Source organism: Gilliamella sp. Bif1-4 (assembly GCF_001690535.1).
Taxonomy (GTDB): domain Bacteria; phylum Pseudomonadota; class Gammaproteobacteria; order Enterobacterales; family Orbaceae; genus Gilliamella; species Gilliamella bombi.
In genome coordinates this window covers 401,015-414,610 of record NZ_LZHC01000024.1, presented here as the reverse complement: position 1 = coordinate 414,610, position 13,596 = coordinate 401,015, and the positions used below count along the sequence as shown (strand labels likewise).

Below are 13,596 nucleotides of genomic sequence, written 5' to 3'. Positions count from 1 at the left end.
TTTATACAGGGGAAATAACGATCTACACCACACTTCGCATTGGTTAAATCCCTTACCTTCGGTATGCGATAACCCAAACTATTACACCATGCTAACGCTTCACTATAACGTCCCCTATTGATCCCATGAACAATATCCCCGATGGACGAACCACTGCCTCAAAACAAATCCATATTTTACTACCTCATCACCGGTATTAATATCTCTACCCACTAACTCAAACGTCTGCGGTAACTTTGGTACAGTAATTCGACTAGGATTCGGATTGTACCATTGATTTCTTGACTCTGAACCTGTTAGCTTAACGCGGGCTACAACTTTTCCCTTATCCCAAACAGGAATCCATCCATTAGCTACAACATTTGTCACTGTTGCAGTAATTCCCTCATGCGTAACCGGTTCCCATGTCAACTCTTCTGGTTCTATTCCTGTTATGGGTAAATCAAAATATAAATTATGCATACCTGTGGTCGGGAAATTTAGGTTGTATGATTCAGGATTGATTGAACTAAAAAGCCCTTATCATGATTCCATATGTCAGCTGGGCCTGCAAACATGCCGAGAGACAAACGTAAAGTCGGCCTTGCATAATTGATAACTGGCGACTGTGGTAGCATTATTGCATCACTACGATTACCCGCTCGAGCTTTTCTGTCATTCGCCTGTACATTCCATGAAAATGACAATAATAACAGCCCCAACACCAATAAGCTTTTTTGGAAAAATTTCGATAATAATTCGAGAGATAATTTCGACGATATAAATGATTTTCGTGTAAAAACTCGTCGAATAGGATTATTTGATAAATTTAAGACATAGGTTTGCTTGTGCCTAATCGGCACATTTTGGTACCGTGATAAGGCAAACTTATTAATATTGTGGTGCTATAAGCGTGTTTTTTGCTCTAAAATCACTCAGGTAGAGTATTGATTTTATTGGAGTTTTTATTTAAACACCTGAGTGAAATCAAACACTTATAGGCTAGTGCTTTTGTTATTATGACTACTTAATTCCACTTTATAAGGTGCATTACATGTCGCTAATACATTACTACGGCCTACTGATTGGTTATTTTTATCTATAATACTCAACATCAAATTCCCGGATGTCGTTACTCAACTTTGTCCGTCTCCATCATCTCCCAATAGTCATAACATGTCACTAAGTCACTTATACTCATTAAGTTACTTGATCTTAATGTAGGAACCATCATGCCTATATCAGCAAAACTTTGATCAACCACTGGTAGCTCAATCGGGTTTGTCGCACTTGAAGTGTTGCTTGATGGTGTGATTTTTTGTTACAGTTATTTATTTTGTATTTTAACTTAGTATACGTTTTAGACTTAACTGTCAAGACTTACTATTTAACTATATCAACTTATTGATGAGAATAATCTGGCATTTAATTATTTTGTATCGAACTACTTGGATTATATAATCTTAACTTTATTATATAAAGGATTATGAGATGTGCTTACCTATGTTTAAATATCACCCAAATGCATATCAACTCGATATTTTTGTTAATGAAAAGGGAATTTGTTCCGTTTGTAATCAAAAACGAACAATAAAATATAATTTGGTACCTTATTGTGTTGAAGATCCTGATTATATCTGCCCATGGTGTATTGCCGATGGTTCGGCTGCAGAAAAATATCAAGGTCAATTCAACGATAATTATGGTATAGAAGATGTGCCATCCGAAATATTAGACGAAATAGTATTAAAAACCCCGAGTTATTCATCATGGCAACAGGAAGTTTGGTTATCGCATTGTAACGAACCTTGCGCTTTTATTGGTTATGTTGGAGCCAAAGAAATTGAACCCTATTTTGATGAACTCTTAGATGATATCCAAGACTATCCCGAAGAATTGATAAAATCGTCTTTATCGAAAGACGGGGCGTTCGTCGGCTATTTGTTTGAGTGTGTGCAATGTGCTAAAAAAAGGTTGCATATTGATTGCGATTGATTTTAATAACTCTATACAGAGTATCGATTTAATATGCAAAATTAAAATAAGAAATAATAGTGTGCAATATCCCACTGATAAAAGGAAATAACTAGGAAAACTGCAACCATGAAAAAAATACCATTGTTATTAACTATATTGTTGTTTAGTTGGTTTAATACTAATTATACATTCGCCAATACTCAAACTGCATCATCTCAATATAAACATAGGGAGCATTTTGCCACTTTTGATGATTTTTACCAAAGTTTACCCGTACTATCTATGCCGTTTGATACTCATACTCTGGCTAAAGGTAAATTTGTGGATAGCAAGTTTTTTCATTTTGATGACGATGATTATCAATATTATGATAATCCCGCCGATAAAAAACAACGTTATTTTACATTAAAAAATCTTACCGTTATTGGTCGTTTTGAAATCGATAATATTCGATTTGTGCTTTATAGCCTGACCTTTGATAGTGAAGGCGAAGGAATTTTAGAGGATTTAAATGTATTAAATGCTTTTGATGAAAATGGAAAATATTTAGATGAGCTTATTTTGTCAGCCAAAACTGGGCATGAAGATCATTTGTTCTTTTATTCGTCTTTAGTGCTTAATAATTTATTTCATGTGCATATCAATGCCGTTTATGAGCTAGGCTATTTTATTGATGTCAAAGGTAATCATTATGACTATAAAACGAATGTTAATTTAACTTATCAATTTAAAAATAATCAATTTTGGCGAGAAGAGCATAAGCCTAATTGCCAATCTCTTGACCTTAAAGGCTATTTAAACAGCCTCGATAAAAAGCAGTTTGCTGACGTTGCTGATGTTGCCGCTTTTAATGATTATATTGCTTGCTATCCCGTATCTGAACATCTTAATACATATAAAAAAATCGCCAGCCATATCAGAGATACTCATTACCATTTTTTAAGTGATGCTAACTATAATCAACTTGAAAATCAACTTAAAATCATCTTAGAAGATTAGCAGTTATATTTCAAAACTATTTCTTTTTCTTCCATGATCGTTATAAAAACCTTGTTCGTGGCGTATTGTGTATGCAATGACGCCACAAATAGATAACGCTAGGTTAGCGCGCTATTCAAGCAATAGCGAAAATAATTTGTGCTACGGTAATTTGATATGATCAATATACCCTTTTACAATATTGACACTTTTTTCAAAGAGTTGTTTTTCATTTTCGGTAAAGTCAAGCTTAATCACTTTTTTAATGCCATGTTGGTCTAAAATAGCAGGAACACCAATTGCAACATTTTTATAGCCATATTCGCCGTCTAAAATACAACTAAGCGCTAATGCTCGGTGGCTATTAGTGAATATATGTTGGCAGATTTCGGTGATAGTACTGGCAATACCGTATTCGGTGCAGTGCTTACGGTTAGCTATTTCAAAGCCCATTTTTCGAGCTTGGGTGCCAATTTGTTCAAAATCGATTTTGTTTTTTTCTAAATCATTAAGATTAATGCCATAAACCGATGAATGCGACCAAACTGGAAACTGTGAATCACCATGTTCGCCAACAATAAAGGCGTCGATGCTTTGTGGTCCAATATCCATTTTTTCGCCCAGTAATCGACGTAATCGTACCGTATCAAGCCATACCCCTGTACCAATTACGCGGTGCCGTGGTAGCCCTGATAGTTTCCAAACTTGATAAGTAATCGCATCACAAGGGTTGGTGGCAATTAAAAATATACCTTTAAAACCATTTTTCATCATATCAGGTACTATGCTGGCAATGATTCTAGAGGTTCCTGCAAGCTCTTCTTCACGGCTTTTTTGAGCTATGCCTGAAGTTACAGTGATAATCGCAATATCAATATCGGCGCAATCGGTCGATTCGCGTAAACTGACTTTAACCATGTTTTGCCGATAAGCCGCCGCATCTAATAAATCTTGCGCATGTCCATAGGCTAATTCTTTATTAAGATCAACAAGTGCGATTTCTTCACAAATACCTCGATTTACTAATGTATAAGCCGTTGTTGATCCCACATTACCCACGCCAATAATCATCACTTTTCTCAGTTTCATACTTATCCTCCCCTATTTTATTTGGATTAAAAAGGAACCACTTGTTTACCCTTATACTCTCGTTAATTAAAGATTCAAGTCAAAATGACTAATTAATGCTATTGTTAAAAATCTATAAGGTAACAATTCTATTAAGGTTGATTATTGAACAATAATTGTTTTATTGTTAAACTAAAATCAATTATAGACGAAAGGAAATTATTAGATGAAAAATAAAATAATTCTAGGATTAACTCTAGCCACACCATTAGCAGTAAATGCACTTGAATTACAAGGAACTCAAACCTACACTGATGAAATTAATGTCCCCGTTACTCACGATTTAAATAAAGTTAATGGAGAAATCACATCAGGTATCCGTATATTAGATAATAGTAATACTATTTTTGAAAAAAATGTCACTATCAATATCCAAAGAGAAGCGAATCGCACAGAAGATGGAGTATCTATTTCTGGAATGGATAATGCTTTTTTACCTAACTCTGTATCATCTAGCACCATTTTTAATGGTGATCTTACAATTCATATGCAAGGACATGATTCTGATGCAATTTCTTTACTTGGAAATTCAACTATCATCGTTAATGGAAAAACGACCTTAAGCGTTAGCGATCGTGAAGGTTCAGATGCAATTTCCGTAACTGATGGAAATTTAACGCTAAATGGTGAATCAGTTATTGATGGTGCTATTGTTGCTCATGATGCCGGGGTGATAAAAATCAATAATAAATCAATAATTAATGGCGATATTGAAACGTATTATGGCGGAACAATTATATTAGATTTAGCTTCTGGTTCCAAAATTGTAGGTCGAGTGTCAGGATTTGGTGATCCAGATGATCCTAATAGTGGTAATCCTGATACCACTGGAGTTATAAAAATGAATCTTGCCAAAGGCGCTTCTTGGGAAATAACCGATGAAGATTCTTATCTTACCGAACTATCAGGGCAAGGTTCGATAAAATTTGTTAATGATAATTCTAATGGTAATTATGGAGAGTTAACCATTGAGAATTTAAAAGGTGAATCAAGTTTTGATTTACGTACCGACATTGCTGCTGCAAAAAGCGATAAAATTATTATTTCAAAATCAGCTGACACAAATCGCCCTATATCAGCAGAAGGAACTCATACCCTAAATTTAACAAATAATGGAGCGTCTAATACCACAGGTAAAGAAAAATTGACGTTAGTTAAAATTGATGACAATGCAACAAGTACTGCTGAGTTTAAAATCAATCATGATGTTGAACTTGGTGGTTATCAATATTCTTTAAAAAAAGATGGGAAAGATTATGTATTAACTGCTAATCCTATTACTTCGTCGGCAATGGCTAGCGCCGGATTTCTTAACAGTAATTACTTAATGAGTTATATTGAAACCCAAACACTGCTAAAACGTCTTGGCGACATGCGAACAAGTGGGCAGTTTGGTGATGTTTGGTTACGCGGTTTTTCGGGAAAGTTAGATTCGTTTTCGGGTGGTAAATTAAGTAAATTTGATATGAGCTATCATGGTTTCCAATTTGGTGCAGATAAACAGCTATCTGAAGATTCACCTTTTGTAGTCGGTGCTTTTGTTGGGCAGACTTATGGTGATCCAAATTATCATAAAGGTGATGGCTCTTTAAAATCATTTAATACCGGCCTTTACGCAACATATTTAAGCAATGATGGATTTTATGTTGATGGCGTTGCTAAATATGCTCGCCAAAAAAATCACTTCAAGGTTAAAGATACTGCCAGTAATCACGTTCAAGGAACAGGCCATACCAATGGACTGGGCTTATCTTTAGAGTTAGGTCAAAAATACAAATTAAATGATTTTTATATTGAACCACAATCTCAATTATCTTATAGCCATCAAAACGCTACATCAATTAATGCGACTAACGGGCTTAAAGTAAAATTAGGTAATTATAATTCGTTAATTGGTCGAGCATCTGCATTATTTGGATATGAAATCAATTCTGATAGCAATAATATTAATATTTATGCTAAAACAGGAATTGTTAGAGAGTTTAATGGTGATACTTACTATAACTTAAATACTAGTAAAGAAAAGCATTCATTCAAAGGTAATTGGTGGAATAATGGCGTTGGTATAAGTGCACAACTTAATCAACGGCATAATATTTATTTAGATCTAGAAAGTTCGCCAGGTAACCGATTTGATTTATTACAAGTCAACGGAGGTTATCGTTTTTCTTTCTAGTTAGCCATAAAAATTACTACCGTTACACTATAAAAAAACATAAACCGCATATTTAAATATATGTGGTTTATGGAATCCATTAAATCATTTTTCTACTTTAACTATTATTTAAATAGATGGAATTAGCTACTATTTAATTTAGTTTTATATACAATGAATTAACGATATAACTGTGTCGTAAGTTAATAGAAGTTATAAATTAATTGAAACCGCGAACTTTAAAAATTGACTTTTACTTTTAAGTGATAATAATTCTCATTAACACTTGAATTTGTTACTATAAATAATTGGTAATGCAGTTTCACTACTATAAGTAATTAAATAGAAAGATATTTGTTTGATTTGTTAGAAATAATCACTGGATTTTACTATTTGTTTATCAGTTAAACGCTAGGAGTCGCTAATGAAGTTCAATTTTTTGAAAAATCCCAAAATATTATTAAAGGTTATTTTAACTTCGTTAATTATTTTGACTGGTCTGTCCAAATGCGCCTACGCAGCAGAAAAAAAATTCAAAGTGGTTACCACTTTCACTATAATTCAAGATATTGCGCAAAATGTCGCTGGCGATGCCGCTGTGGTTGAGTCAATTACCAAAGTTGGCTCAGAAATTCATGAATACGACCCCACCCCGCAAGATATTACCAAAGTGCTTTCAGCAGATTTAGTGTTATGGAATGGCCTTAATTTAGAGCTTTGGTTTAAACGCTTTTTTGAAGATGTAAAAGATGTCCCATCTGTTGTTGTGACTGAAGGTATTGAGCCAATGCCAATCCGAGAAGGAAGCTATAAAGGTAACCCTAATCCACATGCTTGGATGTCGCCAACTTTGGCGTTAGTTTATGTCGAAAATATCCGTGCAGCATTGGTTAAATATGATCCCCAAAATACCGAGATTTATAATAAAAATGCGGCTGATTATATTGCCAAAATTAAAGCACTTGATACCCCATTACGTGAGCGGTTAGCCAAAATTCCTGATGAAAAGCGTTGGCTTGTAACTAGTGAGGGGGCTTTTAGTTATTTGGCACGTGACTATAATTTGAAAGAAGCTTACCTATGGCCTATTAATGCCGAGCAGCAAGGTACACCTCAGCAAGTTAGACGTTTAATTGATTTAGTTAATAAAAATCACATCTCTGTCGTTTTTAGTGAAAGCACCATTTCAAGCAAACCCGCTAAACAAGTAAGCAATGAAACGGGCGCAAAATATGGTGGCGTTTTATATGTTGATTCGCTTTCAACAAAAGATGGGCCTGTACCAACGTATATTGATATATTAAAAGTAACGGTTGAAACCATAGCTAAAGGATTCGAAGAATAATGACTCAAATTTGCTTAAATGTTGATGACATCACCGTGACTTATAATAATGGTCACACCGCAATTCATGATGCTAGCTTCCACTTAAGTGGTGGCACTATTTGTGCTTTAGTTGGAGTAAATGGTAGCGGTAAATCGACTTTATTTAAAAGCATTATGGGGATGGTTAAACCAACTCGTGGTCGGGTGACGTTTAATGATATGTCTGTTAATCAAGCTTTAAAGCAAAATATTATTGCTTATGTGCCACAGACGGAAGATGTCGATTGGGATTTTCCTGTTCTTGTGTCAGACGTTGTGATGATGGGGCGATATGGGCATATGTCTTTTTTACGTATTGCAAGTAAAGAAGATAAAAAGCAAGTTGATATTGCGCTTGAACGTGTCAATATGCTTGATTTTAAGCATCGCCAAATTGGCGAGCTTTCTGGTGGGCAAAAAAAACGTGTATTTTTAGCCCGTGCTTTAGCTCAGCAAGGTCGTGTTCTATTGTTAGACGAACCTTTTACTGGCGTAGATGTTAAAACCGAAAATGCCATTATTGATCTTTTGAAAACTCTGCGTGCTGAAGGTCATTTGATTTTGGTGTCAACCCATAACTTAGGTAGTGTGCCTGAATTTTGCGATCAGGTGGTGTTAATTAACCAAACGGTGTTGGCATTTGGCCCAACTGAAACCACCTTTACACCGCAAAATTTAATGACTACCTTTGGTGGTGCACTGCGTTACCTTAGCCTATCGGGCGATAAATTGCACGAAGACGAAGATCCCCGTAAAGTATCGATCTTAACCGACGATGAACGTGCTGCCATTTTTTATGGTGAAGGTAAACATGATTCTCCTCATCAAGATTTGTTGGTTAACCATGTCGAAAACGAGCAAAAAAGGCCAAAATAAATGGAACTATTACTTGAACCATTCACCTATGATTTTATGTTCAAAGCTATTTGGGTAAGTAGTCTTGTTGGTGCGGCTTGTGCTTTTTTGTCAGCTTTTTTGATGTTAAAAGGCTGGTCGTTAATGGGCGATGCGCTTTCGCATTCAGTGGTGCCGGGGGTTGCAGGCGCTTATGCCTTGGGGCTGCCTTATTCAGTTGGTGCTTTTTTTACTGGATTGCTCGCTGCTCTTGCCATTACCTTAGTACGCGCTTTTACACGGTTAAAAGCCGATGCGATTATTGGTTTTATTTTTTCAACTTTTTTTGCTATCGGTTTGTTGATCATTTCGCTCAATCCGACCTCGGTCAATGTGCAAACAATTATTTTTGGTAATATTCTTGGCATTGACGATAGCGATATGTGGCAAGTACAAATCATTATTTTGGTATCTTTTATACTACTTTTCTTTTTTTGGAAGGATTTGTTAGTTGTCTTTTTTGATGAAACTCATGCCAGATCGATTGGATTAAAACCATTAAAACTAAAAATCCTATTTTTTACTATTTTAAGCGCATGTACCGTTGCAGCATTACAAACAGTTGGGGCTATTTTAGTAATAGCTATGGTTGTTACCCCTGGGGCAACAGCTTACTTACTGACTAATCGATTTTCTCGGCTATTGATTATCTCGGTTCTTATTGGCACTATAACTAGTGCTATTGGTGCTTGGGTTAGCTACTTTTTAAATGGCGAAACTGGTGGCATTATTGTAACGCTACAAACGCTGATTTTTATTGCCGCATTTTTATTTGCACCAAAGCAAGGACTTATTGCCAATCATCTTCAGATCCGTAAAAGCCGCTTAAATAAAGGGAAAAAGATATGACAGAGTTTTGGGAATTTATCTACTATCCTCTGACACTTCCTCTTATTCAGCGTGCAATTTTAGCTGCACTAGCAACTGGTATAGTTTGTGCCTTGCTTTCTTGCTTTTTAGTTTTAAAAGGCTGGTCATTAATGGGGGATGCAATTTCGCATGCGGTTTTACCTGGAATTGTGCTAGCCTATTTAGCAGGTATTCCCATTATAATTGGTGCTTTTGCTTCAGGTCTATTTTGCTCAGTCGCAACAGGTTACATCAAAGAAAACAGCCGATTAAAAGAAGATACCGTAATGGGAATTGTATTTTCGGGTATGTTTGCTTTTGGTTTAGTATTATTTTCAAAAGTAGACACTTCACAGCATTTAAACCATATCCTATTTGGTAGTGTACTTGGCACTAGTTATGACGAGCTTAAAAATATCATATTTATTGCTACAATTGTATCAATCTTAGTTATTATCAAACGCCGCGATCTTATGCTTTACTGCTTTGATCCTGTACAAGCCAAGGTTGTTGGACTACAAGTTAAACTATTACATTATGGTTTATTGAGTGTGTTAGCTTTAACCATTGTAGGTTCGTTAAAAATAGCGGGGATGATTTTAGTTATTGCTATGCTGATAGCTCCAGGTATAACTGCTTTTTCGTTAACTAAACGTTTTGAATGGATGTTAGTAATTGCTGTGTTGGTTTCCACATTTTCAACAGTGATGGGCACCTTGATAAGTTATTATGCAGATGCATCAACCAGTGCTTGTATTGTTATTTTGCAGGCAACCATATTTTTATTTGCTCAGGTTTATCAGTTTATTGCTAGCAAGAAATTACGCCACTAAAATTATTCTTGTAACTATTGCAAAGAAGCCGTTTTTAGAAATATTTTTTTACAGCTATAAAAAACAGCGTAATGATCTCTTTAAGCCATTTTACGCTGTTATTATTAATTTAATTGTTATTCATCATCCAAATATTTACTATTATCAGCATAATTATCAAAACGTGAAAATTGACCTTGGAATTTTAATCGAACTTTACCAATTGGCCCGTTTCGCTGTTTTCCTAGAATAATTTCTGCAATGCCTTTATGTTCTGAGGCTTCGTTATAAACCTCATCACGATAGATAAACATAATCACATCAGCATCTTGTTCGATAGAGCCTGATTCACGTAAATCAGAGTTAACTGGTCTTTTATCGGCTCGTTGCTCCAAACTACGATTAAGCTGAGATAGCGCAACAACAGGAACTTGTAATTCTTTAGCCAAGGCTTTTAGTGAACGCGATATTTCAGCAATTTCTAAAGTACGATTTTCAGAGATATTCGGTACACGCATAAGCTGTAAGTAATCAACCATTATCATACTTAAGCCTTTATGTTCCCGATAAATACGTCTTGCTCTTGAGCGTAATTCCATTGGCGTTAAGCCTGATGAATCATCGATATATATGTTTTTCTTTTCGAGTAATAGTCCCATTGTGCTTGAGATCCTTGCCCAATCATCGTCTTGCAGTTGTCCTGTTCGAATTTTCGTTTGGTCAACACGTGAAAGCGAAGCTAGCATACGCATCATGATCTGCTCTGATGGCATTTCTAAGCTGAATATTAATACTGGTTTTTCTTGTTCTAGCGCGGCATTTTCGCACAAATTCATAGCAAAAGTGGTTTTACCCATTGATGGTCTTGCCGCAATAATAATTAAATCGGAACGCTGTAAACCAGCCGTTTTTTTATCTAAATCGATATAACCTGTTGAAACCCCTGTCACACCATCATGTGGGCGTTGGAACAATTCTTCGATTTTAGCTACTGTTGCTTCTAGCACTTCGGTAATGCTTTTTGGACCCTCACCTTGTTTAGTTCGGCTTTCAGCAATTTGAAATATTTTGCTTTCCGCCAAATCTAAAATTTCAGTACTATCCCGCCCTTCTGTTGCATAACAGTTATCGGCAATATCATTTGAAGCACTAATTAATTCACGCAAAATTGCTTGTTGGCGAATAATATCACTATAAGCAACAACATTAATCGCACTTGGTGTGTTTTTAGAAAGTTCAGCCAAATAAGCAAAACCACCAACATCAGCTAAAACATCTTTACTTTCAAGACTTTCAGAAAGGGTAATTAAATCAATTGGTGTCCCTTTACTAACCAATGTATGCATTTCAGAAAAAATCAGTTGATGATGACGCGAATAAAAATCGCGATCAGTGATCATTTCAGATACAGCATCCCAACGCTGATTATCAAGCATCAAGCTACCAAGTACTGCTTGTTCAGCTTCAATTGAGTGTGGTGGAAGCTTGATATTATGCAAGTTTGATTTTTTCGCTTCTTGATTTCTAGAATCTTTATTTGCGCTTGTTCGATCAGTCTTCATTACATTCATCTTTTTAATTTAATTAACTTTTTATTGTTTACTTATTATCCAACTTATTTAAAAATAATGGACCTAATGCTTGGGTTGGTATTTGATATTCTGATGGATAATCCACCTGAACTAAATATAATCCTTCAGGTTTTGCTGTTGCAGCGGCTCTTGTTCTGTCTTTAGCCTCCAAAAGTTCGCTGATCCATTCTGGATGTCGATTACCCGCACCAACTTCAAGTAAACTACCCACTATGTTACGTACCATATGGTGAACAAATGCGTTGGCTTTAATATCAACAATAATAAATTCACCTTGTCGCCAAACTTCGATATGATGAATATTACGCCAAGGTGTTCTTGATTGGCACTGCGCAGCTCTAAAAGATGAAAAATCATTCTCACCTAATAAATACTGTGCAGCTTGATGCATTAAGGTTGCATCCAAAGGTAAATAATAATGCGATACTCCTTTAGCTAAAATTGCTGGCCGATAACGATGATTATAAATCACATAACGATAACGCCGAGCAGTCGCACTAAACCGGGCATGAAAACTATCATCAACTATTTGTGACCAACGCACCGCAATATTATCAGGTAAATGAGAATTCACTCCCATTGTCCAAGCTCTAACTGATCGTACAGCTTGGGTTTCAAAATGGATAACTTGCCCAGTTGCGTGTACACCTGCATCTGTTCGGCCAGCACAAAATACGTTTATTGGTGAATTAGCAATTGTCGATAGTGCGGATTCTAATCTTTCTTGAACAGAATCAAAAGATTGCTGACGTTGCCAGCCAAAGTAATTACTGCCATCATATTCAATACCAAGGGCAATTTTATATATAGTCATTAATAAGGATCTCAAGTGTCTCAATTAACATTGATGCGCCTAAATAACGAATATTATCAGCAACTGACCAAAATTGAATTTGCTCATAATGACCGTAACTGTGTCTCAAATTAGCCAATTTAATGGTTAGCTGACCTTCAGATTCTATGCTAACTTCGGTCACTGGAGTTGGCAAATTATCGCTTTGCATTTCAACCCCAAACTCGCTAAAACGTGCCATATCTAATTCAATCGGTAAGCTACTTGATACATTAATAGCTTGTGACACCCCATAAAAAACAGGCACAATCACTGACTCGATAGAGACAGGAAGTTCATAATTACTTAATATTTTACGAATCTGATTAACTTGTGACTTTTCACCTAATATTGAATCATCATGTTCGTGCGATACGGGTAATAAGTTAAATGCTAATTGCTTGTCAAATAACTGATTATCAACTGGCATACCATTTAATAAGCGAGCGCTTTGCCCAGCCAGTTCATCCACTCCTGGCTTACCATACAATGAGGCTGGAATAAAACTGGTGACATGTAAATTAGCTAATAACTCAATATCGGTTAACGACGCAACGCAACGCAACAATTGGCAGACGGTGGCACTAGCTACAGCTATAATGTTTTCATTACGGTATTCAGTTAATACACTGTTATTAACTTTAGGTACCACTAATGGAATATGATCCTGCTGAGCAAAATAGCCACTTGCATCAATCACTAAACAACCTGATTCTGCAGCAATTTGTGCATATTTTTCACTTATTTCAGAACCTGCAACAAAAAAGGCAAAATGACACTTGCTCCAGTCCATTTGTGCACTATCGGTAACAGTTAAATTTTTACCAGCAAAACGAACAACTTCACCAGCACTATTGTCACTACCGACCAAATAGAGATTTTCAATTTTTAGACTATTGTCTTGTAAACTACGTTGTTGTAATAATTCAACTAGCGCAGAACCCACTTGCCCTGTCGCCCCCACAATAGCAATATTCCATGCAGACATATTTATAAACCCAAATAAAAAATTTAACGGTAATTATATCACTATAT

The 13,596-nt window shown here is 35.7% G+C and carries 13 protein-coding genes; 7 read left to right on the top strand and 6 right to left on the bottom strand.

From position 1 onward, the window contains the following. Positions 1 to 114: 114 nt before the first annotated feature. Both A9G25_RS04685 and A9G25_RS12565 read right to left on the bottom strand, forming a co-directional pair. Positions 115 to 462 carry a hypothetical protein gene (locus A9G25_RS04685; protein WP_065625943.1) on the bottom strand — a complete coding sequence of 116 codons (348 nt, stop codon included), beginning with the start codon at positions 460 to 462 and terminating at the stop codon, positions 115 to 117. Between the two features lie 17 nt (positions 463 to 479). Then, on the bottom strand, positions 480 to 842 hold the full coding sequence (locus A9G25_RS12565) for a hypothetical protein (protein WP_141675000.1): 363 nt from the start codon (positions 840 to 842) through the stop codon (positions 480 to 482). A gap of 640 nt (positions 843 to 1,482) precedes the next feature. Between A9G25_RS12565 and A9G25_RS04675 the strand changes: the two genes are divergently transcribed. Together A9G25_RS04675 and A9G25_RS04670 are read left to right on the top strand one after the other, a co-directional pair. Further along, positions 1,483 to 1,974: a CbrC family protein gene (locus A9G25_RS04675; protein ID WP_218057539.1), complete on the top strand. Its 492-nt coding sequence runs from the start codon at positions 1,483 to 1,485 to the stop codon at positions 1,972 to 1,974. A gap of 108 nt (positions 1,975 to 2,082) precedes the next feature. After that, positions 2,083 to 2,955, top strand: coding sequence for a hypothetical protein (locus tag A9G25_RS04670; RefSeq protein ID WP_065625940.1), 873 nt, complete (start codon positions 2,083 to 2,085; stop codon positions 2,953 to 2,955). Positions 2,956 to 3,096: 141 nt separating this feature from the next. Here the strand turns inward: A9G25_RS04670 and A9G25_RS04665 are convergent, their stop codons facing one another. After that, a complete protein-coding gene (locus A9G25_RS04665; RefSeq protein WP_065625939.1) occupies positions 3,097 to 4,023 on the bottom strand; it encodes an L-lactate dehydrogenase in 927 nt (308 codons plus the stop codon). Positions 4,024 to 4,228: 205 nt separating this feature from the next. On the opposite strand from A9G25_RS04665, the gene A9G25_RS04660 reads away from it, so the two are divergent. From A9G25_RS04660 to A9G25_RS04640, 5 genes are all read left to right on the top strand, one after another. Further along, positions 4,229 to 6,238, top strand: coding sequence for an autotransporter outer membrane beta-barrel domain-containing protein (locus A9G25_RS04660; RefSeq protein ID WP_065625938.1), 2,010 nt, complete (start codon positions 4,229 to 4,231; stop codon positions 6,236 to 6,238). Between the two features lie 403 nt (positions 6,239 to 6,641). After that, positions 6,642 to 7,562, top strand: a complete 921-nt coding sequence (locus A9G25_RS04655) for a metal ABC transporter substrate-binding protein (RefSeq protein ID WP_065625937.1) — start codon at positions 6,642 to 6,644, stop codon at positions 7,560 to 7,562. Then, a complete protein-coding gene (locus A9G25_RS04650; protein ID WP_065625936.1) occupies positions 7,562 to 8,458 on the top strand; it encodes a manganese/iron ABC transporter ATP-binding protein in 897 nt (298 codons plus the stop codon). Before A9G25_RS04655 ends, A9G25_RS04650 begins: the two co-directional genes overlap by 1 nt. Next, the gene (locus tag A9G25_RS04645; RefSeq protein WP_065625935.1) at positions 8,459 to 9,325 is read left to right on the top strand and encodes a metal ABC transporter permease; all 867 of its coding nucleotides are present in this window, start codon (positions 8,459 to 8,461) and stop codon (positions 9,323 to 9,325) included. After that, positions 9,322 to 10,158 (top strand): metal ABC transporter permease, encoded by an 837-nt coding sequence (locus tag A9G25_RS04640; protein ID WP_065625934.1) that lies wholly within the window; start codon positions 9,322 to 9,324, stop codon positions 10,156 to 10,158. The genes A9G25_RS04645 and A9G25_RS04640 overlap by 4 nt, the downstream gene beginning before the upstream one ends. 116 nt (positions 10,159 to 10,274) lie before the next feature. Here the strand turns inward: A9G25_RS04640 and dnaB are convergent, their stop codons facing one another. The 3 genes from dnaB to A9G25_RS04625 are packed head-to-tail and all read right to left on the bottom strand — an operon-like array spanning position 10,275 to position 13,549. Beyond that, positions 10,275 to 11,699, bottom strand: a complete 1,425-nt coding sequence (gene dnaB, locus A9G25_RS04635; RefSeq protein WP_065625933.1) for a replicative DNA helicase — start codon at positions 11,697 to 11,699, stop codon at positions 10,275 to 10,277. Between the two features lie 37 nt (positions 11,700 to 11,736). After that, positions 11,737 to 12,543, bottom strand: a complete 807-nt coding sequence (truA, locus tag A9G25_RS04630; protein WP_065625932.1) for a tRNA pseudouridine(38-40) synthase TruA — start codon at positions 12,541 to 12,543, stop codon at positions 11,737 to 11,739. Continuing rightward, the gene (locus tag A9G25_RS04625; protein WP_065625931.1) at positions 12,530 to 13,549 is read right to left on the bottom strand and encodes an aspartate-semialdehyde dehydrogenase; all 1,020 of its coding nucleotides are present in this window, start codon (positions 13,547 to 13,549) and stop codon (positions 12,530 to 12,532) included. Before A9G25_RS04625 ends, truA begins: the two co-directional genes overlap by 14 nt. Positions 13,550 to 13,596 lie beyond the last annotated feature (47 nt).